Below are 25812 nucleotides of genomic sequence, written 5' to 3' on the forward strand. Positions count from 1 at the left end.
GCGAGGATCAGTGGCTGATGCCCCAGACGAAGCCGAAGATGCCGGCGGCGACGCCCAGGCCGACGATCAGCCAGAGCGAGATCCAGGCGAGGGAGTGCATCCCGTGCTGGTAGTGGTTCTCGGAGAACCCGGGGAACTGATCGGCGTTGACGTCGCTCATCGCAACCTCCTGCGTGTCTGCCTGCTCTTCATCTCGAACGCTACTGCATCCGAGGCCTGCCCGAGGGCCACCGGGAACCACCGGGAACCACCGGGAACCACCGGGAGCACGACGGCCCGGTCCCCCACGGGAACCGGGCCGTCGTACGACGCGCGGCGGGTCAGACGTAGTTGACCTGCATCTCCTTGATGGCGTTGAGCCAGCCCGAGCGCAGGCGGCGCGGCTCACCGGCGAGGCTGATGTCGGGAGCCAGGTCGGCGATCGCGTTGAAGATCAGGTTGATCTGCAGGCGGGCCAGGTTGGCGCCGAGGCAGTAGTGCGCGCCGTGGCCGCCGAAGGCGACGTGCGGGTTGTTCTCGCGCAGGATGTCGAACTTGAACGGGTCCTCGAAGACGGCCTCATCGAAGTTGGCCGAGGCATAGAAGAGGCCGACCCGGTCGCCCTTCTTGATCGCCTGACCGGCGAGCTCGGTGTCCTGCTTGGCGGTGCGCTGGAACACGGTGACCGGGGTCGCCCAGCGCACGATCTCGTCGATCGCGGTCTCCGGACGGTCCTTCTTCCACAGCTCCCACTGGTCGGGGTGCTCGAAGAAGGCGTGCATGCCGTGGGTGGTGGCGTTGCGGGTGGTCTCGTTGCCCGCGACGGTCAGCAGGATGACGAAGAAGCCGAACTCGTCGTTGGTCAGCGCGCCGTGGTCGTCGTCGGAGCCGACGCTGATCAGCTTGGTCACGATGTCGTCCTGCGGGTTCGCCCGGCGCTCGTTGGCGAGCTGGTCGAAGTAGCCGAGGATCTCCATGGAGGCGATCGCCGGGTCGGCGCCGATCTCCGGGTCGTCGTACCCCATCATCTGGTTGGACCACTCGAAGAGCTTCTTGCGGTCCTCCTGCGGCACGCCGAGGAAGTCGGCGATGGCCTGCAGCGGCAGCTCGGCCGCGATCTCCTCGACGAAGTCACCGCTGCCCTTGGCGACGGCCTGCTCGACGATCTCGTAGGCGCGGTCCTTGAGCGCGTCCTTGAGGGAGGCGATCACGCGCGGGGTGAAGCCGCGCGAGACGATGCCGCGCATCTTGGTGTGGCTCGGCGGGTCGTGGTGGATCAGCATCGCGCGCTGGACCTCGACCTGGTCGCGGGTCATGTCGGGCGCGAACCGGATGATGACGCCGTTCTCGGCGGTGGACCAGTTCTCGTTGTCCTTGGAGACCTGGCGCACCTCCTCGTGGCGGGTGCACGCCCAGTAGCCGGTGTCGAGGAAGCCGGCACGCGCCTCGGGGATCTGCTCGACCCAGTGGATCGGCTCGTTGGCGCGCAGGGCGCGGAACTGTTCGTGCGGCAGGGCCACTTCGTTGATGTCGGGATCGGTGGGATCCCATCCCGCCGGAATGAGGAGCTCGGTCACGCCCTGAACCTTTCACTGCTGGACAGCCATGGGGGTGGAACACGTTCTAAGCCCACCGTACAAAGCATCGCGGCAATACGAAAGGGTTTCGTGAAATGACTTTTCCGCGGGACCGCCGACTCGGACCATATGTAGAACGTGTTCTACTTCGGTGCTACCGTGCGGACATGGGCAACCCTGTGATCGTCGAAGCAGTTCGCACCCCCCTGGGCAAGCGCAAGGGCTGGCTGGCCGGCCTCCACCCGGCTCAGACCCTGGGCTTCATCCAGGCCGAGGTGCTCCGTCGCGCCGGTGCCGACCCGGCCCTCGTCGAGCAGGTGATCGGCGGCTGCGTCACCCAGGCGGGCGAGCAGTCCAACGACATGGTGCGCCGGGCGTGGCTGTACGCCGGCCTCCCCCAGGCCACCGCGGGCACCGCGCTCGACGCCCAGTGCGGCTCGGGCCAGCAGTCCACGCACCTGGTCAACGACATGGTCGCCGCCGGCACCATCGACGTCGGCATCGCCTGCGGCGTCGAGATGATGTCGCGCATCCCGCTCGGCGCCAACGTGCCCTCCGGCATGGGCGACCCCCGTCCGGCCGACTGGTCGATCGACATGCCGAACCAGTTCGAGGCCGCCGACCGGATCGCCAACAACCGCGGCATCACCCGCGCCGACCTCGAGGCACTCGGCCTCGCCTCTCAGGCCAAGGCGCGCACCGCCGTCGACGAGGGCCGCTTCAAGCGCGAGATCGCCGCCATCGAGGCGCCGGTGCTCGACGACGAGGGCAACCCGACCGGGGAGACCCGGCTCGTCGACGCCGACCAGGGCCTGCGCGAGACCACCGCCGAGGGCCTCGCCGGCCTCCGGCCCGTGCTCGACGGCGGCCTGCACACCGCCGGCACCTCCTCGCAGATCTCCGACGGCGCCGCCGCACTGCTCATCATGGACGAGGACAAGGCCCGCGCCCTCGGCCTCACCCCGCGCGCCCGGATCAAGGCCCAGTGCCTCGTCGGCTCCGACCCCTACTACCACCTCGACGGCCCCATCGACGCCACCCAGCGCCTGCTCGACAAGACCGGCATGGCGATCAGCGACTTCGACCTCTTCGAGGTCAACGAGGCGTTCGCGTCCGTCGTCCTCTCCTGGGCCGGCGTCCACGGCGTCGACATGGACAAGGTCAACGTCAACGGCGGCGCGATCGCCCTCGGCCACCCCGTCGGCGCCACCGGCGTCCGGCTGATCACCACCGCCCTGCACGAGCTGGAGCGCCGCGACCAGAGCACCGCGCTCATCTCCATGTGTGCCGGTGGTGCGATGGCCACGGGCACGATCATCGAGCGGATCTAGCGCGGTCGGATTCCGATTTGGCCGGGTCGGGAGTTTCACCGGCCGGCCGGTGAAACTGGTGCTGGGACGAGGAACCTTCCTCGTCCCAGCACCAGTTTTGTCGTCCCAGCAGGAGCTTCATCCACACCGGGCCTGCCGTCGTACCCAGCTATCCACAGGCCGAGGGCTCGCCCAAGGCGCCGCGCGACACGAAGCGGCAGGCTGGCGCGCATGCTCGAGTACCTCGTCGACGCCCACGGGATCCTGCTTCGCCGCGACGCCATCGCGGCCGGCTCGACGGACAACGCACTGAAGCGAGCCGTCCACATCGGGTTCCTGCACCGGATTCGCCAGGGGGTCTACGTCCTCCGCGGCATCTGGGAGCAGGCCGATGCCGTCGAGCGGCACCGAATCCTCCTCGAGGGCACACGCCGCCTGTACGACGACAGGGTGGCGGCGTCGCACGTCAGCGCCTGCATCGAGCAGGGCGCGCCGGACTGGGGACTCGATCTCTCCTCGGTGCACCTCACGAACCTGTTCGGCAGGGGCGAGCGGTCCGCGGCCCGCGTCGTCCATCACCGCGGAGAGCTGTTGGTCGACGACGTCACCCGCGACGAGCGCGGATGGCTGACAGCACCGACCCGGACGGCACTGGACACCGCGGCGCTGGCGTCTCTCGAGCCGGCCGTGGCCGTTCTCGACTGGTACGTCCAGGCACGCCTCACCACGCTGTCGCGACTGTTCGAGATGTTCGACCGCCGAATGAGGACGTGGCCGGACACGCTGCGGTTGCGCCGCGTGCTCGCCCTGGCCGACGGCAAGGCGGAGTCCGTCGGCGAGACGCGAACCAGGCTGATGTTGCGCGCCGCACGGGTTCCGGCGCCGATTGCGCAGTACGAGATCCGGCACCCGAGCGGTCGGTTCGCCGGACGCGTCGACTTCGCCTGGCCGGACTACCGCGTGATGCTGGAGTTCGACGGCCTGGTCAAGTATCACCGTCTCCGGCGCCCCGGGGAGACGATCGAGGAGATGGTGATGCGGGAGAAGGCGCGCGAGGACCAGCTCCGCGAGCTGACCGGCTGGACCATGATCCGGATCACGTGGGCCGACCTCGCCCGCCCGGACGCAACCATCGCACGCATCCTGCGGGCGATGCGGCTGGCCGCATGATCGGCTCACCTGTCCCACCAGTCACGGCCTGGACGACAAAACTGGCGCTTGGACGAGGAAGTTTCCTCGTCCAAGCGCCAGTTTCACCGGCCGGCCGGTGAAACTCCCTTTTCAGGCCGTCCCGTACACCGCCTCCGGCGTCGGCGCCTCACCGAGCAGGTCCCGGAGGGCGGGGCCGACCTTCTCGGCCTCCCAGCGGGTGCCGTTGTCGCGCGAGGGGCCGTGGGTCCAGCCGTTCTCGACGGTGATCACCGAGCCGTCGATCTCGATGACCCGCCCGGTCACGTCGCCGGCCTCCTCGGAGGCGAGCCACGCCACGACCGGGGAGTTGTCCTCGGGCAGGGCCATCGCGGAGGTGTCGAAGGCGCCCTCGGTCATCCGGGTCTTCGCGACCGGGGCGATCGCGTTGACCGTGACGCCGTACCGGCCCATCTCGACGGCGGCGACCAGGGTCATGCCGGCGATGCCGGCCTTGGCGGCGGTGTAGGTCGTCTGGCCGAGGGAGCCCTGGAGGCCGGCGCCCGAGGAGGTGTTGATCACGCGAGCCGCGCGCTGGCGTCCCTCCTTGGCCTCGGCGCGCCAGTAGGCACCGGCGTGGCGCAGCGGGGCGAAGTGGCCCTTGAGGTGCACGCGTACGACGGCGTCCCACTCCTCCTCGCTGGTGTTGACCAGCATCCGGTCACGCAGGAAGCCGGCGTTGTTGACCAGGATGTCGAGGCCGCCGAAGGTGTCGATCGCCTGCTGGACCATGGCCTCGGCGGCGGCGAAGTCGGCGACGTCGGCGCCGTTGACGACGGCCTGGCCGCCCATCGCCTCGATCTCGGCGACGACCTGGTGGGCGGGCGACTCGTCGGTGCCCTCGCCCGCAGCCGACACACCGAAGTCGTTGACGACCACCCTCGCGCCGTGACGCGCCAGCTCCAACGCGTGCGCGCGCCCGATGCCTCGTCCAGCACCGGTCACGATCGCGACCCGGCCCTCCAGCAACCTGCTCACTTCGGTCTCCTCTACGGCTCGGTAGGTCTGCTCCTCGCCCGTGCGGACTCGGGGCGAGGCACACGATACCAAGCAAATGCTTGGTAGCATGGCGGCATGACAGTCAGCAGCGAGTTGCGGCCCGACGGGATCCGCGTCGTCACGATGAACGCTCCCCCGGTCAACGCCCTCACCGTCCAGGGCTGGTTCGACGTGGCGGCGGCGCTCGACGAGGCCAGCGCCGACATGGCGACCAAGGTCGTCGTGCTTCGCGCCGAGGGCAAGGGCTTCAATGCGGGCGTCGACATCAAGGAGATGCAGAACTCGACCGGGTTCGACGCCCTCCTCGGCGCCAACAAGGGCTGCTTCGCCGCCTTCAAGGCTGTCTACGAGTGCTCGGTCCCCGTCGTCGCGGCCGTCAACGGCTTCTGCGTCGGCGGCGGCGTGGGCCTGGTCGGCAACGCGGACATCGTGGTCGCGAGCGACGACGCGTTCTTCGGCGTCCCCGAGGTCAACCAGGGCGCCCTCGGTGCCGCGACCCACATGGCGCGCCTGGTCCCCCAGCACATGATGCGCACCCTCTACTTCACCGCGCGCACCATCTCCGCCAAGGACCTGGTGCAGTTCGGCTCGGTGCTCGAGGTCGTCTCGCGCGAGGACCTGCTCGACGCCGCCCTCAAGGTCGCCGGGGAGATCGCCGCCAAGAACACCGTGGTGATCCGGGCCGCCAAGGAGGCGCTCAACGGGATCGACCCGATCGACGTCAACAAGTCGTACCGCTGGGAGCAGGGCTTCACCTTCGAGCTCAACCTGATGGGCGTCAGCGACGAGCTGCGCGACGACTTCGCCGGAACCGACAAGGCCGAGCACAACGCAAAGGGAGCCTGATGAGCAGCAACCGCAAGCCGCGCGACAAGCGGATGTCGATCGACGAGGTCGTCGGCAGTCTCGAGAGCGGCATGACCATCGGCATCGGCGGCTGGGGTCCGCGGCGCAAGCCGATGGCGCTGGTCCGCGCGATCTACAACTCCGACCTCACCGACTTGACGATCGTCAGCTGGGGTGGCGCCGACGTCGGCCTGCTCGCCCGCGCCGGCAAGATCCGCAGGCTGGTCTATGCCTTCGTCTCCCTCGACTCGGTCCCGCTCGAGCCGAACTTCCAGCGCGCCCGCCAGACGGCGTCCATCCCGGAGGTCGTCGAGCTCGACGAGGGCATGTTCCAGACGGGCCTGCGCGCCGCCGCGCAGCGCCTGCCGTTCCTCCCGATGCGCGCCGGCCTCGGCTCCGACGTCATGGTCAACAACCCGTGGCTCACGACCGTCACCAGCCCGTACGACGAGGGCCACGGTCACGAGGAGCTCGTCGCCGTCCCCGCGCTCAGGCTGGACGCCGCCCTGGTGCACCTCAACCGCGCCGACCAGCACGGCAACGCGTCCTACCTCGGGCCGGACCCGTACTTCGACGACCTGTTCGCCATGGCGGCCGACAAGACCTACCTCAGCGTCGAGCAGGTCGTCGACACCGCCGGCCTCACCGTCGAGGCGCCCGTCCAGCGACTCCTGCTCAGCCGGATGATGGTCAGCGGGGTGGTCGAGACTCCCAACGGCGCGCACTTCACCACCTGCACGCCCGACTACGAGCGTGACGAGAGGTTCCAGCGTGCGTACGCCGCCGCGGCCTCCGGCTCCGACGAGGACTGGCAGGCGTTCCACGACCGCTTCCTCGCCGGCGACGAGGCGTCCTACCAGGCTGCCGTCCAGGCCAACACCTTGGAGAACGCTCGATGAGTGACTACACCCGCGCCGACGTCTGCGCCGCCGCGATCGCGGACGCGTTCAGCGAGGACGGCGAGATCTTCGCCAGCCCGATGGGCCTGCTGCCGACGCTCGGCGTCCGGCTGGCCAAGCTGACCTCCAACCCCGACCTGGTGATCAGCGACGGCGAGTCGGTGTTCCTGGGCGGCGTCCCGCCGCTGGGCGGCAAGGACGTGGTCGAGGGCTGGATCCCGTTCCGCCGCGTGTTCGACGTCGTCGCCTACGGCAAGCGCCACGTGATGATGGGCGCGACCCAGATCGACCGGCTCGGAAACCAGAACATCTCCGCCATCGGCGCGTTCGCCCAGCCCAAGCGCCAGCTGCTCGGCTCGCGCGGCGCCCCGGGCAACACGGTCAACAACCGGACGTCGTACTGGGTCCCGAAGCACTCCTCACGCGTCTTCGTCGAGGACGTCGACATCGTCTCCGGCGTCGGGCCGACCCGGGCCGCACAGGCCGGCGCGGCCGCCTCACGGTTCAACGACATCCACCGGATCGTCAGCAACCTCGGTGTCTTCGACCTCGGCGGCGCCGGCGACACCGTGCGGCTCGTCTCGGTGCATCCGGGGGTGAGCGTCGACGAGGTCGTCGCGGCCACCGGGTTCGTGCTGGAGGTGCCGGACGAGGTGCCGGTGACCCGCGAGCCGTCGTACGAGGAGCTGCTCCTCATCCGCGAGGTGCTGGACCCGAAGGGCCTGCGGTTCAAGGAGGTCCCGAATGATTGACCAGCAGATCCGTACGCCGTTCACCGACCTGGTCGGCGTCCCCCACCCGGTCGTGCAGACCGGGATGGGCTGGGTCTCCGGCCCGCGGCTGGTCTCGGGCACCGCCAACGCCGGCGGCCTCGGCATCCTCGCCTCGGCGACGATGACCTTCGCCGAGCTGGAGCAGGCGATCATCGAGGTCAAGGGCCGTACCGACCAGCCGTTCGGCGTCAACCTGCGTGCCGACGCCGGCGACGCCGGCGACCGCTGCCAGCTGCTCATCGACCACGGCGTCAAGGTGGCGTCCTTCGCGCTGGCGCCCAAGCCGGAGCTGATCGCCAAGCTCAAGGAGCACGACATCGTCGTGATGCCCTCGATCGGCGCGGCCAAGCACGCCAAGAAGGTCGCCGGCTGGGGAGCCGACGCGGTCATGGTCCAGGGCGGCGAGGGCGGCGGCCACACCGGCGCCATCCCGACCACCCTGCTGCTGCCGACCGTCCTCGACGCCGTCGACATCCCCGTCATCGCGGCGGGCGGCTTCTTCGACGGCCGCGGCCTGGCCGCCGCGCTGTCGTACGGCGCCGCCGGGGTCGGCATGGGCACCCGCTTCCTGTTGACCCGCGACTCCGCGGTCCCCCAGGCGGTCAAGGAGCTCTACCTGTCGAAGGGGCTGGCGGACACGGTCGTCACCGCCAAGGTCGACGGCATGCCGCACCGCATGCTGCGCACCGACCTCGTGGACTCGCTCGAGGAGACCTCGGCCGTCCGCCGGCTCGGCCCGACCGCCCGACGCACCCTGGAGTTCAAGAGGTCCTCCGGCATGTCGTGGACCCAGCTGCTCACGGACGGGCGCGCCATGAAGAAGGCGCAGGGTCGCACCCTGGGGCAGATGGCCCTGGCCGCCAACACCCCGACCATGCTCCGCGCGGGCCTGGTCGAGGGCGACACCTCCGCCGGCGTGCTCGCCAGCGGCCAGGTCGTGGGCGTGATCGACGACCTGCCGTCCTGCGAGGAGCTGATCGAGCGGATCGTCGTCGAGGCCGCCTCGGCGCTGAAGCGCGCGTCCTCGTACGTCGTGTGAGCTCGACGTGACCTCGTGACCGAGGGCGCGGCCGGTCAGTCCGGCCGCGCCCTCGTCGCGTCCTGCTGGGTGCGGCGCTCATGGAGGCGCTGCTCGGCGGCCGCCAAGAACTCCAGGCAGGGTGCGTCGCTCGCCGGGTGCTTCTCCCGGAGGTGGAAGACCCAGCGGTCCATCGCAGCCATGAATCCGTTGTCGGCGCCGGCGCGATAGGCCGACCACGGACGGTGACCCTTCGCGGTGCACTCGGTGCAGGTGATCTTGTAGACGAACTGCTCCTGCGCACCGACCTCGATCCGCACCCGGGCGAGCGGACCGGCCTGGGCGGCCGCCTTGCGCTCGCGAGCGGACCTGCTGGCCACCATGTCAGCCCCTGACGTCGTCGGACCGCCGAGCCTAGCCCCCACCGAGGTTCTGTCGGTCGCCTCCCCTAGGGTCACTCGGGTGAGTCGCCGATGAGCAAGATGGATGCAGTGCGCGCGATGCGCGAGGCCAGGTACGCCGAGGCCCAGGCCCGCGCCGGCCGCCCCTCGCCGGCCGCGCGGCGCGCCAAGCCGGCCGCCGCCGCCCCGGTCGCACCCCCGCCGGTCGACCAGCGGGACGGCGCCGACGGCGGCGCCGACGGCGGCGCCGACGACGGTCTGTGCGGCCACCGCAACATCAGCGGGCGCACCTGCACCCGCGAGCGCGGGCACGCCGCCAAGAGCCACCGGTACTCGTAGGCGCGTCGTCCGGGTCAGTCCAGCGGCCGCTGGTAGGTCCACTCCCGGCCCATGACCCGGTAGCCGAGCGTCTCGTTCACACCGATCATCTGGTCGTTCGACTCGGCGTTCCAGGTGTCGATCCGCTCGAGAGCGGGCTCGGCCTCCGCCAGCCAGCGCAGCATGCCGATCTTGAGCAGGAGGCCGAGGCGGTGGCCGCGGTGCGGGCGGGTGACCGTGGTGTCGTGCTGCCGGCCCCAGGCGTGGGCGGTCGACACGACCACGACGACGCTCTGGCCGGCGAGCTCGCCGGTCGGCAGGTGGCGGGCGACGAGACGGTACTGCCGGAAGCCGCGAGCGGCCGACGCCTCCTCGTAGGCCCGCACCCGCTCGGGCGTGAACACCTCGTCCTCGTAGTCGAGGTCGTCGGTCGGAGCGTCGTTGATCGAGCTCGCCATCGCGGCGACGTCGGCGAGGCGCTCGTCGGGCGTGGGCGGCGTCCAGCGCTCGAGGGCGTAGTCGGCGGCGTGCGGGAGGGCCTCGTCGTACCTCTGCTCGAGGTCGGCACGGTCGACGTCGGCGAGCAGCTGGCGGCGGCTGATGGAGGCCAGACGGCGCTCGAAGCCGTGGCGGGTGGCGAAGCCGTCGCCCGCCCGGGTCTCCCACGCCTCGGTCAGCAGGCTGGTCCGGCCGCGGCGCCGCGCCTCGGCGCGGAGCAGGTCGAGCAGCGCGGTCCCGTACCCCCGGCGCTGGTGGTCAGGGTGGATGCCGATCGTGAGGAACGCGAGGTCGAGGTTGTCGTAGTCGCTGGTCGCGATCGATCCCCAGCCGACGGCCACGTCCCCCACCCGGAGCAGGTACGGCGACTCCGGCTCGCCGTCCCACCCGTGCCGGAACTGGCCGACGCCCAGCGTCACCGTCTGCCGGAGCGTCCAGGGTGCGTCGACGTCGGCGATCGCGTTGACCAGGTCCGTCCAGGCGGCCACGTCGTCGAGATCGTCCGGGGTGAAGGGGCGGATGTCCACGAGAGCAGCATCCGGTGCGTGCCTCGTCGATGCCACTGGATATCCTGCAGGGGTGAACCAGACGTCGCAGCAGGGCCCCAGCCAGAGCACCGGAGCCCCCCGGCGACGTCACCTGATGGACCCGAACGCGCCGCGCAAGGCGCCGGACCCGAAGGACCTCGAGCGGCTCCAGCGGGTGCAGCGCCGGGTGGTCTCGGTGCTGATCATCACCACGATCCTGCACCTCTCGGCGGGCCTCGTGATCGCGGCCGACCACGTCGCCGCGGACCGGACCGACGCCCGGGTCGGCCTCAACCTCATCGCCGCGGCGTTCATGGTCGGCGGCATCGCGGCCACGCTCGTCATCAACGGCCGCTCGTGGCGCTCGCCGTGGCTGCTGCTCGGCCTGGTCCCGGCCGTCGTCGGCCTCTGGTGGACGGTGCTCTGAGCCTCGCCCGGACGGCTCACTCGGGCGGCTCGCCCGGCAGGTGCAGGTCGACGTAGGGCACCGTGTCGCCCTCGAGCAGGTAGCGGTCGTGCTCGACGAATCCCCGGGCGAGGGCGAAGGCCAGCCCGTCGTGATTGGAGGCCAGCACGACCGTCTCGATCCGTCGGGCCCCGATAGCCCGGGCGACGGCCAGCTCCGACGCGAGGTACGTCGACCCGAGGCCGTGGCGCCGGTGGCCGGCCAGGATCCGCACGATCACGGTGGCAGTGCCGTGCCCGTCCGGTGGTCGCACGGTCGCGTTGCCGACCAGGACGCCGTCGTCGTACCCCAGCGTGAGGCGGTGGCGTCCCGAGCGCTCGAGGACCTCGGCCTCGGAGAGCGGATCGGTCGGGATGATCGCGTTGTGGACCTTCCGCCAGTCCGCCAGCGCGGCGCCGGTCGCGACGAAGACGTCCAGCGCCATCAGGCCTCGGCGGTTTAGCCGTGGAAGACGGCCTCGATGTTGTTGCCGTCGAGGTCACGCACGAAGGCGCCGTAGTAGCCGGGGTGGTACTCCGGCCACGGCCGCGGCTCGTGGAGCACCTCTGCACCCGCGGCGACAGCGGCGTCGTGGAAGGCGTGGACCGCGGCGACGTCGGCGGCCCTGAACGCGACGTGGACCTCACGCTGCGGAGGCATGTTGGCATAGCTGCTCAGCCAGAACGCAGGGTCGTTCTCGGTGCCGTAGCCCACCGCCACGTCGTAGTCGAGCACGCGGCCGTAGCCGAGCGGTGCGAGCACCTGGTCGTAGAAGGTCTTGGACGCGGCGAGGTCGGCGCAGTTGATGCCGAGGTGATCGATCATGGTCACATCGAAGCAGGCCGCGCCGACAAGGCCCGCCACCCCAGTCCTCAGGTACGACGATCCGCAGCCGATCTGGTCGGCATGCAGCACACGGACGTCCAGCCCGACCTGCATCCGACGGTCCTGCAGACAGTGGCACTGACGTTGCGGCCGACCGCCGGCGAGCCGGTGGCGCTGGAGACGAAGGTGCTCGACCTCGAGCCGCAGGCCGACGGGTCCACCACGCTGGTCGTCGCCTGCCCGGTCGGTCTGGACCCCAGCGAGCACCACTTCGACGTCACCCTGGCCTGGACCTACCCCCTCGGGCGGATGGAGTGCCCGGTGAGCACCCGTCCCGGGCGTCGGTCGTACGGCGACGTGTGGCTGCTCCGGCCGAGCTCACCGCCGGCACGGCTGCAGCAGCGGGCCTACTTCCGCGCGCGGATCTCGATGCCGGTGCTGCTGCGCTGGACGCCCGATCCGGCCGGGGCCGGAGCGCGCGGGGACGGGCCGGACGAGGCAGGCGACCCTCTCGACCCGCACGACCCGCTCGAGCCGATCGAGCTGCTCGGCGTGGTGGTCGACGTCAGCGAGGGCGGTCTGATGGCGTGCGTGCGCACGCAGCCGCCGCCGGTCGGCACCACCGTCGAGGCGACGACCCGGGTCGACGGCGACAACCTGGTCCAGGGCGCCCGCGTGGTGCGGCACGTCCGGTTCGCCAGCGGCGGGCTGGGGGTCGGTATCGCGTTCGTGGACCCCAGCGTGCACGGCGACCGGATCCGGCGGCTGGTCTTCGAGACCGAACGCCGCCGGCGCCGACGCCGCTGAGCTCAGCGAACCTCGCAGTCGACCGGGTCCTTGCACTCACGCAGCGAGTGGTCCTCGATCACGGTGCCCGCGGCGTCGTAGGCGATCACCCGGGCCAGCGGACCGGGGACCTCCCCGAAGAACATCGACTCCCCGGGGACCAGGGTGCCGGCGAGGACCGTTCCCTCGACCCGGCTGCCGTCGGCTCCGACGAAGACGGCACGCGCGACGTCGACACCGTCGAGCCCGGCGATCGCCAAGGTGCCGTCGTGCCCGTCGACCACAGCGTCGCTGGTGAAGACCTCCATCGGGGCGCCGGGCTCGAGGAACCGCTCGGTGCCCATCCCCCACTCGTAGCTCCAGCGCTCGCCCTGGCGGGTCACCACCGCCGGCCCGCAGCCGCCCGCCGCGGGACTGCTCCCCCGGCGCCTGGGCCCGGGCGCAGGCGAGGTAGCGCGGGCCGAGGTCCACGCCGATGCCGGTGAGGTCGGTCGTCCCGGTCGGGTAGCCCTCGTCCTGGCTCCCCTCGGCCTCCTCGGCCTGCTCGGTCGCGTCGTAGAGCCAGTCGGGGAAGCCCGAGCTCTCGTAGGAGGTGACCCCGGCGTAACCCTCCTCGGGCAGCTCGACCGGCTCGCCCTGGACCTCGGCCTCGAGGCCCGCGGCGAAGGACCGGGGTCCGGGCGCGGGGATCGAGACCATCGACGGCGACACCTGCTGCGCGCCGGGGATCTCCGCGAGCGCGCGGCGGGCCAGGTCGGAGAGCCCGGCAGGACTCACCGGCCGGGGCGTCGACTCCGCGGGATCGGCGGCCCGCTGCGTCCCGCCGCTGACGGCCACGGCGACGACGGCCACGAGCGTGGCGCCGGCGACGGCGGTCCCGGCGGCGCTGACCCGTCGCAGCCGACGGCGGCTCCGGCCCCGCCGGCGGATCACGTCCAGGTCGGGGCCCGGCCCGGTCGGGCCGTTCCCGGTCAGCAGCAGCTCCAGCTCGGCGACGGTTCGATCGCTCACAACGCACCCCTCAGCTCGTCGGTGTCCTCGGTGATCGACACCCGCAGCTTGGCGAGGGCGCGCGAGAGCGCGCTCTTGACCGTGCCCGGAGCGATACCGAGCTCGGCCGCGACGGCGGCCTCGCTCAGGTCGCAGTAGTGGCGCAGCACCACCACCCGCCGCTCGCGCTCGGTGAGCCCGGCGAGCAGGCGCACGACCTGGTCGCGGTCCTCGACCGTCGTCCCGGACGTGGACCCGCCCGCGACCGGCACGACCTCCAGCGCCGCGTCGCCGACCTCGACGACCCGCTTGCGGCGCAGGCGGTCGATGTTGAGGTTGAGCAGTACGCGCCGTGCGTACGCCGGCGCGTCGCCGGCCGCACCCGGCTCCAGGAGGAGTAGGTGCGGACCAGCGCGGTCTGCGCGAGGTCCTCGGCGAGGTGGTGGTCGCCCGTCAGCAGGTAGCCGATGCGGTGCAGCCGCGGCCACGCTGTCGTCGCGAACTCGTCGAACCCGTCCTCACGCTGGTTGCGCATCGCGGCTCACTTCAGGTGTCACCCTCCCTTACGCAGGCAGGGTGGACCGGGTTCCGCGCGAGGCCGGAGATCTCAGAGGCGCTCGATGATGGTGACGTTGGCCTGGCCGCCGCCCTCGCACATGGTCTGCAGGCCGTAGCGGCCGCCGGTGCGCTCGAGCTCGTTGAGCAGGGTGGTCATCAGCCGGGCACCGGTCGCGCCGATCGGGTGCCCGAGGGCGATGCCGCCGCCGTTGACGTTGACCTTCTCGTGCGGCGCGCCGGTCTCCTTCATCCAGGCCAGCACGACCGAGGCGAAGGCCTCGTTGCACTCGAACAGGTCGATGTCGTCGATGGTCATCCCGGCCTTCGCGAGCGCGTGCTTGGTCGCCGGGATCGGGCCGGTGAGCATCCACACCGGGTCGTCGCCGCGCACCGAAAGGTGCACGATCCTGGCCCGCGGGGTGAGGCCGTGGTCCTTCACGGCCTGCTCGGAGGCGATGAGCATCGCCGCGGAGCCGTCGCAGATCTGCGAGGCGACACCGGCGGTGATGCGACCGCCGGGGGCGAGCGGCTCGAGGCCGGCCATCTTCTCCAGCGAGGTCTCGCGCGGACACTGGTCGGTGTCGAAGACGCTGCCGTCCTCGAGGACGTACGGCGCGATCTGGCCGGCGAACCGGCCCTCGGCGATCGCGGCCTTGGCCCGCTCGTGCGAGGCGAGCGCGAACTCCTCCATCTGCGGGCGGGACACGTCCCACTTCTCCGCGATCATCTCGGCCGAGCGGAACTGGCTGACCTCCTGCTCGCCGTACCGCTTGATCCAGCCCGGCGACTCGGCGAACGGCGTGGTGAAGCCGTACTGCTGGCCGACCATCATCGCGGCGGAGATCGGGATGGCGCTCATGTTCTGCACGCCACCGGCGACGACGAGGTCCTGGGTACCGGACATGACGCCCTGGGCCGCGAAGTGCACGGCCTGCTGGGACGAGCCGCACTGGCGGTCGATGGTGACGCCGGGGACGTGGTCGGGCAGGCCCGCGACGAGCCACGCCGTGCGGGCGATGTCGCCGGCCTGCGAGCCGATCGTGTCGCAGCAGCCGAGGATGACGTCGTCCACGGCACCGGCGTCGATCCCGGTCCGCTCGACGAGAGCGGCGAGCGAGTGGGCGCCGAGGTCGGCGGAGTGGACGCCGGCCAGCGCGCCGCCGCGCTTGCCCACGGCGGTGCGGACCGCGTCGACGATGTAGGCCTCAGCCATGACAGGACTCCTTGTGTTGGGGATGGACGAGCTCAGGCGTGCTGGCTGCTGACGGAGATGACCTCACCCGTCAGGTACGACGAGTAGTCGCTCGCGAGGAAGACCATCACGTTGGCGACCTCCCACGGCGCGGCCGCCCGGCCGAACGCCTCGCGCTGCTTGAGCTCGACGAGCAGCTCGGGCGAGGTCACCTTCTCGAGGAACGGGTGCATCGCCAGCGACGGCGAGACCGCGTTGACGCGGATGCCGTGCGGGGCGAGGTCGAGCGCCGAGCAGCGGGTCAGCGCCATCACGCCGGCCTTCGCCGCGGCGTAGTGGGCCTGGCCCTCCTGCGCGCGCCAGCCGATGACGGAGGCGTTGTTGACGATCACGCCCTTCTTGCCCGCAGCGACCAGGCGCTGGCCGACCGCTCGGGTGGCCCGCATGGTGCCGGTGAGGGTGATGTCGATGACCCGATTCCAGGTCTCGTCGGTGACCTCGAGGATCGAGTCGGTACCGCCGAGGCCGGCGTTGTTGATCATCACGTCGACGCCGCCGAACTCCTCGGCCGCGTCGAGGAGGGCGGTGATGTCCTCCTCCTTCGTCACGTTGCAGACCAGCTGGCGGACCCGGTCGGCGCCGAACTCGGCGGCCAGCGCCTCCTCCGCCTCGGCCAGGCGCCGCTCGTGGGTATCGCTGAAGACGACCGCCTTCGCTCCCTCCTCGAGCGCCCGACGGACGACGGCCGCGCCGATCCCGGCACCGGCGGCTGCGGTCACGACGACCACCTTGCCGGCGAGCAGGTCGTGCCCCGGGACGTAGTCGGGGGTGGGCTGCTCGGGTCGCAGGGCGGTCATCCGCGGGGCTCCTTCGGTAGGCCGAGCACGCGCTCGGCGAGGATGTTCTTCTGGATCTCGTCGCTGCCGCCGTAGATCGTGTCAGCACGCGAGAAGAGGAAGAGGCGCTGGTGGTCGTCGAGGTCGTACGACGACCCGCCGCGCGTCAGCAGGCCGTCGCGGCCGGCGACGTCCATGGCCACCTCACCGAGGGTGCGGTGCCAGGTGGCCCAGGCCAGCTTGAAGATCGAGCCGGCGCCACCCCCGGCGGCCGAGTCCTGGCCGCCCTCGACGAGCGCGAGCGCGCGCAGCGCGAAGCTGCGGATCACGGCGAGCTCGGTCTTGAGCGTGGCGAGCCGGTCACGCACGACCGGGTCGCCGATCGTGCCGTTCTCCCTGGCTCGCGCCACGACGCTCTCGAGCTCGCGGGCGAAGCCGACGGTCTGGCCGAGCGTGGAGACGCCGCGCTCGAAGCCCAGCAGTCCCATCGCGACGCCCCAGCCCCTGCCGGGCTCGCCGACCACCAGGTCGGCCGACGTCCGGGCGCCGGTGAAGAACACCTCGTTGAACTCCGACCCGCCGGTGAGCTGCTCGATCGGGCGCACCTCGACCCCGTCCTGGCGCAGCGGCACCAGCAGGAAGGACAGCCCCTGGTGGCGCTGGGAGCCGGCCTCGGTGCGGGCGACCACGAAGCACCAGTCGGACAGGTGGGCCAGTGAGGTCCACACCTTCTGGCCGTCGATCACCCACTCACCGGTGGCCTCGTCGAGGCGGGCCCGGGTCTGCACGTTGGCGAGGTCGGAGCCGGCACCGGGCTCGGAGTAGCCCTGGGCCCACAGCTCGCGGACGGCGACGATCTCGGGAAGGAAGCGCTGCTGCTGCTCGGGCGTGCCGAACGCGATCAGGGTCGGACCGAGGAGCTGCTCACCGAGGTGGTTGACCCCGGCGGGCGCCTCGGAGCGCGCGTACTCCTCGTGGAAGATCACCTGCTGCCACAGCGACAGGCCGCGGCCGCCGTGCTCGGCGGGCCAGCCGACGGCGGTCCAGCCGTGCTCGGCGAGGTGGCGGTTCCAGGCCAGGCGCTCGTCGTGCGCCTCGTGCTCCCGGCCGGGGCCGCCGAGCCCGCGCAGCGCGGCCCACTCGCCGCTCAGGTGGTCGCCGAGCCATTCCCGGATCTCGGCGCGGAACGCGCGGTCCTCAGGCCCCTCGGTGAGGTTCATGACTGGTACTCTACCAAGCAAATGCTTGGTTCGGGCAGCGCCCGGGCCTACATTCGACCGTGCCGACCTCCACGCCGATGAGGAACCCGAACTGACATGGATCTCGAACTGAGCGAGTCCGAGCTGGCCTTCCAGGCCGAGGCCCGGGCCTGGCTGGCCGCCAACGTGCCGCTCGAGCCGCTGCCGTCCCTGGACACCGCGGAGGGCTTCGTCCTGCACCAGGCCTGGGAGGCGAAGCTCGCCGCCGAGCGCTGGTCGGTCGTGTCCTGGCCGAGGGAGTACCACGGACGCGAGGCGTCCCTGGTGGAGTGGGTCGTCTTCGAGGAGGAGTACTACCGGGCCGGCGCTCCCCTGCGCGTCTCGCAGAACGGGATCTTCCTGCTCGCGCCGATCATCTTCGAGCACGGCACCCCCGAGCAGCAGGACCGCTTCCTGCCCTCGATGGCGACCGGCGAGCGGGTCTGGGCGCAGTGCTGGAGCGAGCCCGAGGCAGGCTCCGACCTCGCCTCTCTCAAGTCGACCGCCCGTCGGGACGACGAGCGCGGCGGCTGGGTGCTCAACGGGCAGAAGATCTGGTGCTCGCGCGCGGCGCTGGCCCAGTGGGGTTTCGGCCTGTTCCGCAGCGACCCGGAGGCGCAGAAGCACGCGGGCCTGACCTACTTCCTCTTCCCGCTCGACGCCGACGGCGTGACGGTTCGCCCGATCGCGCAGCTCGACGGCGAGGAGGGCTTCGCCGAGGTCTTCTTCGACGACGTCTTCGTGCCCGACGCGGACGTGCTCGGCGCCCCGGGCGACGGCTGGCGGGTCGCGATGAGCACCGCCGGCAACGAGCGCGGTCTCTCGCTGCGCTCCCCCGGCCGGTTCACCGCCGTCGCCGACCGCCTGCTCGCGCTGTACGACGAGGGTCTCGAGGCTCGCAAGCTCGCACCTCGACCAACGGTCGGTGACGTCGCGAAGCGCGTCGTCGACGCCTGGCTCAAGGCCGAGGCCTACCGCCTCTACACCTGGGGAACGGTGACCAAGCTGAAGGACGGCGGTGACATCGGAGCGGCCGGCTCGGTCAACAAGGTGTGGTGGAGCGAGCTCGACGTCGCGCTCCACGAGACCGCGCTCGACCTGCTCGGCCCCGACGCCGAGCTCGAGTCACGCTGGCTCGACGGCTACACCTTTTCGCTGTCCGGGCCGATCTACGCCGGCACCAACGAGATCCAGCGCAACATCATCGCCGAGCTGATCCTCGGTCTGCCCCGCGAGCCCAAGGGAGTCCAGAAGTCATGAGGTTCGAGCTCACCACCGACCAGCAGGACTTCGCCGCCTCGCTCGACTCCCTGCTGACCGCGGCCGACGCCGTCGGCGTCGCCCGCAGCTGGGCCGCAGGTGACCACGCCGCGGGCCTGAAGCTGTGGGAGCGACTGGCCGAGCAGGGCCTGACCATGCTCGCCACCGAGGCCTCCCCCGTCGAGGTCTGCGTCGCGTTCGAGGCGCTCGGCCGCCACGCCGTGCCCGGCCCGTGGGTCGAGTCGGCTGCCTACCTGCCCGTCGCGCTCGGCGCCGAGGTCGAGGGCGTCGCCACCGTCGCGGTGCCGCCGCAGACGCCGTACGCGCTCGACGCCGACGTCGCCGACCAGGTGTACGTCGCCGGGCCCGACGGACTGCACGAGGCCGTCGTCGGCGACCGACTGGTGTCGGTGGACCGCACCCGCCGGCTCTTCGAGGTCACCCCGGAGGCCTCGAGGCTCGTCGCCGGCGCTCCTCGCACCTCGACCACCGGGCCGGACGCGGCGTACGACCTGGCCGTCCTCGCGACCGCCGCCCAGCTCCTGGGCGCCGGCGAGCGGGTGCTCGCCGACGCGGTGACCTACGTCAAGCAGCGCAGGCAGTTCGGCCGCGAGATCGGCTCGTACCAGGCGGTCAAGCACAAGCTCGCCGACGTGCGGATCGCCCTCGACTTCGCGCGGCCGCTGGTCTACGGCGCCGCTCTTGCTTCCACAGGCTCAACCAGCGAGCGGGCGCGCGCGGTGTCGGCCGCCAAGGTCGCGTGCGCGGACGCGGCCTACCTCGCCTCCCGTACCGGCCTGCAGGTGCACGGCGCGATCGGCTACACCCAGGAGTTCGACCTCAGCGTCTGGATCACCAAGATCCGCGCGCTGGTCAGCGCCTGGGGCACGCCGGCCGAGCACCGTGCCCGCATCCTCGAGACCCTCCGGAGCGCGTGATGCAGTTCGAGCTCAGCGAGGAGCAGGCCGAGCTGGCGGCGACCGTCCGCGGCCTGCTCGACAAGCGTGCCGACTCGGCCGCCGTCCGCACCGCGTCGGCGTCGGAGACCGGCTACGACGAGGCGCTCTGGGCCACCCTGTGCGCGCAGATCGGGGTGGCGGCGCTCGCCGTCCCGGAGGAGTACGACGGCGTCGGCGCGTCCTTCTTCGAGACGGCCGTCGTGCTCGAGGAGCTGGGCCGCACCCTCGCGCCGAGCCCGCTGCTCGCCACGACGGTCGCCACCGAGGCGCTGCTGGCCGGCGGCACCGAGGATGCGAAGAAGAGGCTGCTCCCGGGCATCGCCGCCGGTCAGATCGCCACCGTCGCGCTCGACGACGGCGCGGTGCTCGACGGCGACCGGGCCGAGATCGTGCTCGCCGTCCGTGGTGGCGACCTGGTCGAGGTCACCGGCGCGCGCGCGACCTGGGTCGAGTCGATGGACCAGAGCATCCGCCTGGCCCGTCTCGACCTGTCCGGGGCCGAGCTGTCGGTGATCGGCGACGGCGACGCGGCGCGGAGCCGGGCCGAGCTCGTCGGCGCCGCGGCCGTCGCGGCGCTCGCCGTGGGCCTGTCCGACCGCGCGCTGCAGATGACGGTCGGCTACCTCAAGGAGCGGGTGCAGTTCGGCCGCCCCATCGGCTCGTTCCAGGCGCTCAAGCACCGGATGGCCGACGTGCTGGCGCGGGTCGAGATGTCCCGCTCGGCGAGCTGGGCCGCGTGCTACGCCCTCGCCGACCCCGGGTCGGCCCCGGACGAGGCCGCCTTCCTGACGCACTGCGCGGCGTCGTACGCCCTCGAGACGGCGAGCCTGGCCGCCAGCGAGTGCGTGCAGCTGCACGGCGGCATCGCGATCACCTGGGAGCACGACGCCCACCTGGTGTTCAAGCGCGCGCACGCACTCGGACAGCTGTCCGGCGCTCCGCACCGGCACCGGGCAGCCGTGGAGCTGTAAGGCTCGATCACTTGTAACTAAGTGTTCGGTCGACTTATCCACCACACTGGTCACTCCAGCCACAGATTCGCGACGTAACACTTAGTTACAAGGGGCCAGTCAGCCCACCGGGCTGGTGCAGCGGGTCGCGCTCACCACCCCCGGCGAGCGGTCCAGCGGCAGCGGACACGCCCCCACGGTCACCGCCACCGGCGCGCTGTGCCTCTTCGCGCCCCGCACCTTGACCCGGTACCACCGGGTGCCCGGCGGTGGAGACTGGTCGAACACGGTGACGCCGCCGCGCACCCGCGCGCTCGCGAGCCGGCGCCACGGCGCTCCCGGCAGGTCGCGGACCTGCAGCACGATCCTGCGGACCCGGCGGGTCTCGGCGACCAGCCGGTAGGACTCGCCGAAGCCCACGACGCCGGCGGTCGCGGCCAGGCGCAGCCGGGCCCCTCGCTTCGGGCGGTCGCCGGTGACCCGACCGGTGACCCGGCCGGCGACCGGGCGGGAGACCGGTCGCGGGGCGGACCGCGCCACCGCGAGCAGCGTCTCGATCGAGGCGTCGAAGGGGGTCGCGAACAGCAGGGGGGTGCCGTCCGTGGGCCGTCGCGAGGTCACCGCGAAGATGAACCCGGTGTCGGCGCTCGCCATCCGGACGAACCAGGGCCCGCCGCTGGCGCCGCCCGTCAACGGGCACGCCATCTCGGCGTCGGCGGGCGTGTTGGTCCTCGTGGACCCCACCGTCGAGGCGACGCACTCCTGGCGGCTCTGGCCGTCGTACGGCGCCTCGGCGGGCCAGCCGACCACCCGGACGCCGTCCTCGCGGGCCGGGTAGTTCCAGGCCAGTCCGTTGCCGCCGACCACGTCCACCAGGTTGCGCCCACCGAGCGGCGCCACGCGGATCATGGCCTGGTCGCGGGCGTACAGGTCGCACTGGGTGACCCACTCGTTGGGCGTCGCGACCGACGTGCCGACCCAGGTGCCGTAGGGGCGCGCGTCGTGGTCGTAGGCCGGGACGAACAGGAAACCGCTGAAGTAGCTGCCGGCCCGGCAGCCGCCCAGCAGGCCCTTGACCCCGCCGGTGTTGACGCAGTGCCCCGCGGTGAGGACGAGGTCCTTCTCGGGCGTGCTGACGGCAGCGCCGGAGCAGACGAAGTCGCTGCGACCGTCGGTGAAGAACAGCTTGCCGGTGCTGCGCAGGCCCTCCCCGGTCCGGGCGCTCAGGCGCGGGGCGGCCGTGCCCGGCGCCGACGCGATCCGGCCACCCGCCGGGTCGAGGTCGAGCGGGATCGCCTCCCGCATCCGCTCCGGGGTCCAGTAGGCCCGCACTCCTGCGTGCGGCACCGGCGTGACGACCACCGACGGCCCCGACTGCGCCGACGGCACCGACGGCACCGACGGCACCCGCGGGTCCACCGGCGTCGCACCCGCGGCCACGCTCGCCACCGGCAGCCCGGCGACCAGCCCGCCCAGCACGGCGGTGAGCACCGCGGCCGCGACGGCCACCGCCCCGCGTGACCCACGCAATCTCATCGATCCCCCCAGACCTGTTCGTACTCGATCAGGGGCTCAACGCCCGAGTGTGGCGCAGGTCACGAGCCCGGGTCATGGTGTCGGGTCGCGGTGTCGGGTCACGCGTCGGTGGTGCGGTAGCGACCCTTGAAGTAGAGGAGCGGTTCGGCGACGGCTGCGTCCTCGGGGTGGGCCTCGAGGTGCTCGACCTTGCCGACGACGATGAAGTGGTCGCCACCCTCGTAGACCGCATGGATCGTGCAGTCGAGGTGGGCCAGCGCCCCGGCGAGGACGGGCGAGCCGGTGGCCCGCGCGGGGGTCCAGTCGATGCCGGCGAACTTGTCGATGCCCTTGGTCGCCATCTGCCCGGAGACGTGCTCCTGGTCGGCGGCGAGGACGTTGACGCAGAACCGGCCCGAGCGCTGGATCGCGGGCCAGGCACGCGAGCTGCGCGCCGGGATGAAGGTGATCAGCGGCGGGTCGAGCGAGACGCTGGCGAACGACTGGCAGGTCATGCCGACCGGCTCGTCGCCGCTCATCGTGGTGATGACGGTGATCCCCGATGCGAAGCATCCGAGCGTGTCGCGGAACCGACGCGCGGCGGCCTGTGCCTCCGGGTCGTCGTGGACCGCGACCTCCTCGCCGGGACGCAGCTCGAAGTCGACCTCCGCGTCCCCGAGCCAGGACTGGATCAGCTCGGGATGCGGCCAGGTCTCCCGTGCGTCGGGGCTGATGCCCTCGGGGATCTCGCTCACGTCACTCACGCTAGTAGCCACTCACTGACCGCCGAATACATGGCCCCAGTACGAGACGGCGGTCGACTCGCGCGCCACCCAGCGGGCGTCGTCGACGGTCATGCCCTCGGTGCCGAACTCGACGTCGAAGCCGCCGGGCGACTTCACGTAGAACGAGATCATCTCGTCGTTCATGTGGCGCCCCAGCGTGGCCGACAGCGGCGCGCCGTGCTTGCGGACCCGCTCCAGGGCCCGGCCGACGTGGTCCAGCTTGTCGACCTCGAGCATCACGTGGACGCACTTGCTCGGGTTGGGCATCGGCAAGAACGCCAGCGAGTGGTGACGTGGGTTGACGCCGAGGAAGCGCAGCCAGACCTTGCTGCCGGGCTCCTTGCCGACGAACTCGCCCGGCATGCTCATCGAGTCGCGCAGCCGGAAGCCGAGCACCTCGGTGTAGAACCGCAGCGCCTCGACGTCGTCGAGCACCGGCACCACGATGTGACCCATGCCCTGGTCGCCGGTCACGAAGGTGGCGGCGTACGGCGTCACGACGGGACGGGCCTCGTAGGTGATGCCGTGGAACAGCTCGAACACGTTGTCCCACGGGTCGCGGAACCGGACCAGCTCCTGGACCCGGCGCTCGTCGAGCTCCTCCCGGGTGCCCTCCTCGAACTCCACACCGGCCTTCTGCAGGTGCTCGCGGGCGGCCTGCAGGGCCTGGTGGTCGGCGAGCTCCCAGCCGGCGCAGTCGAGCTGGTCGACGTCGGAGGGGAAGACCACGACCCGGGCCGACACCTCGTCGATGCGCCAGTACTGGTGCGCGGGGTTCGGCCCGCGGCCCTCGGCGAGGCCGAGGACCTTGCCGGCGAAGGTCTTCCATGCCTCCAGGTCCGTGCTCGCGACCCGGATGTAGCCCATGGACTTGATGTCGATGGTCATGCTGCGCCTCCGTTCGAGGTCGATCGTTCGACGTGGCGGGCCAGGAAGGCCGTACAGATCTCGGCGAACTCCTCGGCGGCCTCGATCTGGGCCCAGTGGCCGCAGTTCGGGAACACGTGGAGCTGCGCCTTGGGGATCTGCTTGAGCGCGACCAGCGCGCCGTCGAGCGGGTTCACCCGGTCCTCACGGCCCCAGGTGAGCAGGGTGTGCTTGCGCAGCCGGTGGGCCTCGCGCCAGAGCATGCCGTCCTCGGCCCACTCCGGGTTCCAGAACGAGGCTCCCATCGAGCGCATCGCCTCGAGCGAGCCCGGCGCGGTGGCGTCGGCGAAGCGCTCCTCGACCAGCTCGTCGGTGACCAGGGCCTGGTTGACGACCATCGTGGAGATGAACGCCCGCAGCGCCTCGCGGCTCGGGTTCATGCTGAAGTCCATCAGCCGCTGGACACCCTCGGTCGGGTCGGCGTGGAAGAGGTTGGCCGACAGGCCGCCAGGGCCCATCAGCACCAGCCGGCCGACCCGGTCGGGGTACTCCAGCGCGAACCGGGTCGCCGTACCGCCGCCCAGGGAGTTGCCGAGCAGGTGGATCCGCTCGATCTGCAGCTCGTCGAGGAGCTTGAGGAGGTACGACGCGGAGTGGCGGAAGTAGTTGGCCGTGACCGCCGGCTTGTCGGAGCCGCCGAAGCCGGGCTGGTCGACCAGCAGGGTCCGGAAGGTCCCGGCGAAGCGCGGGAGCGCCGAGCCGAAGTTGCTCCACGCCGAGGCGCCCGGGCCGCCGCCGTGCAGGAGCACGAACGGCAGGCCGCCGCCGACCGTCGAACCCCCCTCGGGTCCGGCCTCGTAGTAGTTCAGCGTGATGTCGCCCGCCTTCGCGGAGCGACGGGTCTCCTCCTGACCCCAGGGCGAGCCGCTGGCCATCAGTACATCCCGGGGTCGACCTTGTGGCCGAACTGGTGGCCGCCGTACATCTGCAGGGCACGCTCGGGGTCGTTGGCCGCGTGGACGCGACCCGCGTGGGCGTCGCGCCAGGCGCGCTGCAGGTAGGTGCCCTCGGCGAGCGCACGGCCGCCGGAGGCCTCGAAGAGCGTGTCGATCGCCTCGATGGAGCGGGCGGTGCCGAGGACCTGGTCGCGGCGCACGCGCAGTCGCAGCTCGAGCGGGATCTGCTCGCCCTTGGCGACGTGGGCCTGCTCCTCGCGGAGGTTGTTGATCAGCAGCGCCCAGGCGGCGTCGATCTCCGAGGAGGCGCGGGCGATGCGGACCGCGGCGAACGGGTCGAGGGACGCCTTCTCGCCGAGGTAGGCCGCACGGACCCGCTTCTGCTGCATCTCGACGTGCTCGGCGTAGGCACCCTTGGCCATGCCGATGATCGGGGTGGCGATGGTCGAGGTGAAGATCGAGTGGAAGGGCAGCTTGTAGAGGTCGCTGGTGTTGACCGCCTGGCCGGGGCCCTTGCACTGGCCGGTCTCCCCCATCGAGAGCGTGAACGCCTCGGGGATGAAGGTCTCCTCCACCACGATGTCGTTGGAGCCGGTGCCGCGCAGACCGACGACGTTCCAGACGTCGACGACCTGGTACTTCTCCCGCGGGACCATGAAGGTGCGGAAGTCGACGACCTGGCCCTCCACGTTGAACACCAGGCCGCCCAGCAGCACCCAGGAGCAGTGGTCGGATCCGGACGAGAAGCTCCACTTGCCGGAGAGCTTGAAGCCGCCCTCGGTGATGACGGCCTTGCCGGTCGGGGCGTACGACGAGGAGAGCCGCACGCTCTGGTCGTCACCCCACACGGCCTGCTGTGCCTCGTCGGCGAACAGGGCGACCTGCCACGGGTGCACGCCGACCACGCTGGCGACCCAGCCGGTGGCGCCGTCGGCCGAGGCGATGTCGCGCACAGCGGTGTAGAACGCGACCGGGTCGGCCTCGATGCCGCCGTACCGCTTCGGCTGCAGCAGCCGGAAGAAGCCGGTCTCCTCGAGCTCCTTGATCGAGGCGTCCGGGATCACCCGGAGCCGCTCGCCCTCCTCCGCCCGCTCGCGCAGGGTGGGGAGGAGGTCGCGCACGCCGTCGAGGACGGCGGTCACCTCGGGGGCGAAGTCCTGGTTCATGGGAGCTCCTGTGTCGACGACGGTGTGGGTGCCGCACCAGAGTAGAACAGGTTCTACTTTTGGGGCAAGCGGGGTCCCCCGGCGCGGGAACGGCGCGCCCGGCCCCGGCCGCACCAAGCAGGACGGGGCGGGGATGACACTACTAGAACCT

General features: G+C 71.5%; 29 protein-coding genes and 1 pseudogene. 12 read left to right on the forward strand and 18 right to left on the reverse strand.

Going from position 1 to position 25812, the window contains the following annotated elements:
- Nucleotides 1–7: 7 nt before the first annotated feature.
- Nucleotides 8–160: a hypothetical protein gene (locus KU893_RS06620; protein WP_218233566.1), complete on the reverse strand. Its 153-nt coding sequence runs from the start codon at nucleotides 158–160 to the stop codon at nucleotides 8–10.
- 160 nt (nucleotides 161–320) lie between these two features.
- Nucleotides 321–1556, reverse strand: a complete 1236-nt coding sequence (locus KU893_RS06625; RefSeq protein WP_218233567.1) for a cytochrome P450 — start codon at nucleotides 1554–1556, stop codon at nucleotides 321–323.
- Between the two features lie 167 nt (nucleotides 1557–1723).
- On the opposite strand from KU893_RS06625, the gene KU893_RS06630 reads away from it, so the two are divergent.
- Together KU893_RS06630 and KU893_RS06635 are read left to right on the forward strand one after the other, a co-directional pair.
- Nucleotides 1724–2887, forward strand: coding sequence for a steroid 3-ketoacyl-CoA thiolase (locus KU893_RS06630; protein WP_218233568.1), 1164 nt, complete (start codon nucleotides 1724–1726; stop codon nucleotides 2885–2887).
- A gap of 210 nt (nucleotides 2888–3097) precedes the next feature.
- Nucleotides 3098–4036, forward strand: coding sequence for a type IV toxin-antitoxin system AbiEi family antitoxin domain-containing protein (locus KU893_RS06635; protein ID WP_218233569.1), 939 nt, complete (start codon nucleotides 3098–3100; stop codon nucleotides 4034–4036).
- A 111-nt stretch (nucleotides 4037–4147) separates the two neighbouring features.
- On the opposite strand, the gene KU893_RS06640 is transcribed toward KU893_RS06635, so the two are convergent.
- Entirely contained in the window at nucleotides 4148–5032 is an 885-nt protein-coding gene (locus KU893_RS06640; RefSeq protein ID WP_218233570.1) for an SDR family oxidoreductase, read from the reverse strand.
- Nucleotides 5033–5128: 96 nt separating this feature from the next.
- On the opposite strand from KU893_RS06640, the gene KU893_RS06645 reads away from it, so the two are divergent.
- Genes KU893_RS06645 through KU893_RS06660 form a run of 4 tightly spaced genes read left to right on the forward strand, consistent with a single transcriptional unit; the run spans nucleotide 5129 to nucleotide 8610 of the window.
- Nucleotides 5129–5899 carry an enoyl-CoA hydratase family protein gene (locus KU893_RS06645; protein ID WP_218233571.1) on the forward strand — a complete coding sequence of 257 codons (771 nt, stop codon included), beginning with the start codon at nucleotides 5129–5131 and terminating at the stop codon, nucleotides 5897–5899.
- On the forward strand, nucleotides 5899–6798 hold the full coding sequence (locus tag KU893_RS06650; protein ID WP_218233572.1) for a CoA transferase subunit A: 900 nt from the start codon (nucleotides 5899–5901) through the stop codon (nucleotides 6796–6798). Before KU893_RS06645 ends, KU893_RS06650 begins: the two co-directional genes overlap by 1 nt.
- Nucleotides 6795–7550: a CoA-transferase subunit beta gene (locus tag KU893_RS06655; protein ID WP_218233573.1), complete on the forward strand. Its 756-nt coding sequence runs from the start codon at nucleotides 6795–6797 to the stop codon at nucleotides 7548–7550. The genes KU893_RS06650 and KU893_RS06655 overlap by 4 nt, the downstream gene beginning before the upstream one ends.
- On the forward strand, nucleotides 7543–8610 hold the full coding sequence (locus KU893_RS06660) for an NAD(P)H-dependent flavin oxidoreductase (protein ID WP_218233574.1): 1068 nt from the start codon (nucleotides 7543–7545) through the stop codon (nucleotides 8608–8610). The genes KU893_RS06655 and KU893_RS06660 overlap by 8 nt, the downstream gene beginning before the upstream one ends.
- A 35-nt stretch (nucleotides 8611–8645) precedes the next feature.
- On the opposite strand, the gene KU893_RS06665 is transcribed toward KU893_RS06660, so the two are convergent.
- Nucleotides 8646–8972, reverse strand: coding sequence for a hypothetical protein (locus KU893_RS06665; RefSeq protein ID WP_218233575.1), 327 nt, complete (start codon nucleotides 8970–8972; stop codon nucleotides 8646–8648).
- A 90-nt stretch (nucleotides 8973–9062) separates the two neighbouring features.
- Between KU893_RS06665 and KU893_RS06670 the strand changes: the two genes are divergently transcribed.
- A complete protein-coding gene (locus KU893_RS06670) occupies nucleotides 9063–9329 on the forward strand; it encodes a hypothetical protein (RefSeq protein ID WP_218233576.1) in 267 nt (88 codons plus the stop codon).
- Nucleotides 9330–9343: 14 nt separating this feature from the next.
- Here the strand turns inward: KU893_RS06670 and KU893_RS06675 are convergent, their stop codons facing one another.
- On the reverse strand, nucleotides 9344–10333 hold the full coding sequence (locus KU893_RS06675; RefSeq protein WP_218233577.1) for a GNAT family N-acetyltransferase: 990 nt from the start codon (nucleotides 10331–10333) through the stop codon (nucleotides 9344–9346).
- A gap of 52 nt (nucleotides 10334–10385) precedes the next feature.
- On the opposite strand from KU893_RS06675, the gene KU893_RS06680 reads away from it, so the two are divergent.
- Complete coding sequence (locus KU893_RS06680) at nucleotides 10386–10760, forward strand: hypothetical protein (protein WP_218233578.1); 375 nt, start codon at nucleotides 10386–10388, stop codon at nucleotides 10758–10760.
- 16 nt (nucleotides 10761–10776) lie between these two features.
- Here KU893_RS06680 and KU893_RS06685 read toward each other — a convergent pair whose 3' ends face one another.
- Nucleotides 10777–11223: a GNAT family N-acetyltransferase gene (locus tag KU893_RS06685; RefSeq protein ID WP_218233579.1), complete on the reverse strand. Its 447-nt coding sequence runs from the start codon at nucleotides 11221–11223 to the stop codon at nucleotides 10777–10779.
- A 14-nt stretch (nucleotides 11224–11237) separates the two neighbouring features.
- Entirely contained in the window at nucleotides 11238–11603 is a 366-nt protein-coding gene (locus KU893_RS06690; protein ID WP_218233580.1) for a VOC family protein, read from the reverse strand.
- Nucleotides 11604–11684: 81 nt separating this feature from the next.
- On the opposite strand from KU893_RS06690, the gene KU893_RS06695 reads away from it, so the two are divergent.
- Nucleotides 11685–12410, forward strand: coding sequence for a PilZ domain-containing protein (locus KU893_RS06695; protein ID WP_218233581.1), 726 nt, complete (start codon nucleotides 11685–11687; stop codon nucleotides 12408–12410).
- Between the two features lie 2 nt (nucleotides 12411–12412).
- On the opposite strand, the gene KU893_RS06700 is transcribed toward KU893_RS06695, so the two are convergent.
- The 6 genes and pseudogenes from KU893_RS06700 to KU893_RS06720 all read right to left on the reverse strand — a co-directional run bounded on the left by KU893_RS06700 (nucleotide 12413) and on the right by KU893_RS06720 (nucleotide 17185).
- Nucleotides 12413–12775, reverse strand: coding sequence for a hypothetical protein (locus KU893_RS06700; protein WP_218233582.1), 363 nt, complete (start codon nucleotides 12773–12775; stop codon nucleotides 12413–12415).
- Between the two features lie 621 nt (nucleotides 12776–13396).
- Nucleotides 13397–13771 (reverse strand): sigma-70 family RNA polymerase sigma factor, encoded by a 375-nt coding sequence (locus KU893_RS22595; protein WP_308167196.1) that lies wholly within the window; start codon nucleotides 13769–13771, stop codon nucleotides 13397–13399.
- Nucleotides 13772–13800: 29 nt separating this feature from the next.
- Nucleotides 13801–13914, reverse strand: a pseudogene (locus tag KU893_RS22600) (SigE family RNA polymerase sigma factor); the annotation flags it as partial.
- 72 nt (nucleotides 13915–13986) lie between these two features.
- Nucleotides 13987–15150 carry an acetyl-CoA C-acetyltransferase gene (locus KU893_RS06710; RefSeq protein WP_218233583.1) on the reverse strand — a complete coding sequence of 388 codons (1164 nt, stop codon included), beginning with the start codon at nucleotides 15148–15150 and terminating at the stop codon, nucleotides 13987–13989.
- Nucleotides 15151–15182: 32 nt separating this feature from the next.
- Complete coding sequence (locus KU893_RS06715; protein WP_218233584.1) at nucleotides 15183–15986, reverse strand: SDR family oxidoreductase; 804 nt, start codon at nucleotides 15984–15986, stop codon at nucleotides 15183–15185.
- Nucleotides 15983–17185 (reverse strand): acyl-CoA dehydrogenase family protein, encoded by a 1203-nt coding sequence (locus KU893_RS06720; RefSeq protein ID WP_218233585.1) that lies wholly within the window; start codon nucleotides 17183–17185, stop codon nucleotides 15983–15985. Before KU893_RS06720 ends, KU893_RS06715 begins: the two co-directional genes overlap by 4 nt.
- Before the next feature lie 96 nt (nucleotides 17186–17281).
- On the opposite strand from KU893_RS06720, the gene KU893_RS06725 reads away from it, so the two are divergent.
- The 3 genes from KU893_RS06725 to KU893_RS06735 are packed head-to-tail and all read left to right on the forward strand — an operon-like array spanning nucleotide 17282 to nucleotide 20393.
- Nucleotides 17282–18463, forward strand: a complete 1182-nt coding sequence (locus KU893_RS06725; protein ID WP_218233586.1) for an acyl-CoA dehydrogenase family protein — start codon at nucleotides 17282–17284, stop codon at nucleotides 18461–18463.
- Entirely contained in the window at nucleotides 18460–19401 is a 942-nt protein-coding gene (locus KU893_RS06730) for an acyl-CoA dehydrogenase family protein (RefSeq protein ID WP_218233587.1), read from the forward strand. The genes KU893_RS06725 and KU893_RS06730 overlap by 4 nt, the downstream gene beginning before the upstream one ends.
- Nucleotides 19401–20393 carry an acyl-CoA dehydrogenase family protein gene (locus KU893_RS06735; protein ID WP_218233588.1) on the forward strand — a complete coding sequence of 331 codons (993 nt, stop codon included), beginning with the start codon at nucleotides 19401–19403 and terminating at the stop codon, nucleotides 20391–20393. The genes KU893_RS06730 and KU893_RS06735 overlap by 1 nt, the downstream gene beginning before the upstream one ends.
- 99 nt (nucleotides 20394–20492) lie before the next feature.
- Here the strand turns inward: KU893_RS06735 and KU893_RS06740 are convergent, their stop codons facing one another.
- The 5 genes from KU893_RS06740 to hsaA form a co-directional block, all read right to left on the reverse strand.
- Nucleotides 20493–21881: a trypsin-like serine peptidase gene (locus KU893_RS06740; RefSeq protein ID WP_218233589.1), complete on the reverse strand. Its 1389-nt coding sequence runs from the start codon at nucleotides 21879–21881 to the stop codon at nucleotides 20493–20495.
- 125 nt (nucleotides 21882–22006) lie between these two features.
- On the reverse strand, nucleotides 22007–22642 hold the full coding sequence (locus KU893_RS06745; RefSeq protein WP_257441472.1) for a flavin reductase family protein: 636 nt from the start codon (nucleotides 22640–22642) through the stop codon (nucleotides 22007–22009).
- Between the two features lie 21 nt (nucleotides 22643–22663).
- Complete coding sequence (gene hsaC / locus KU893_RS06750) at nucleotides 22664–23560, reverse strand: iron-dependent extradiol dioxygenase HsaC (RefSeq protein ID WP_246592088.1); 897 nt, start codon at nucleotides 23558–23560, stop codon at nucleotides 22664–22666.
- Nucleotides 23557–24474, reverse strand: coding sequence for a 4,5:9,10-diseco-3-hydroxy-5,9,17-trioxoandrosta-1(10),2-diene-4-oate hydrolase (hsaD, locus tag KU893_RS06755; protein WP_218233590.1), 918 nt, complete (start codon nucleotides 24472–24474; stop codon nucleotides 23557–23559). Before hsaD ends, hsaC begins: the two co-directional genes overlap by 4 nt.
- A complete protein-coding gene (hsaA, locus tag KU893_RS06760) occupies nucleotides 24474–25661 on the reverse strand; it encodes a 3-hydroxy-9,10-secoandrosta-1,3,5(10)-triene-9,17-dione monooxygenase oxygenase subunit (RefSeq protein ID WP_218233591.1) in 1188 nt (395 codons plus the stop codon). The genes hsaD and hsaA overlap by 1 nt, the downstream gene beginning before the upstream one ends.
- Nucleotides 25662–25812: the final 151 nt, after the last annotated feature.

The organism is Nocardioides daeguensis, assembly GCF_019192965.1.
Classification (GTDB): Bacteria; Actinomycetota; Actinomycetes; order Propionibacteriales; family Nocardioidaceae; genus Nocardioides; species Nocardioides daeguensis.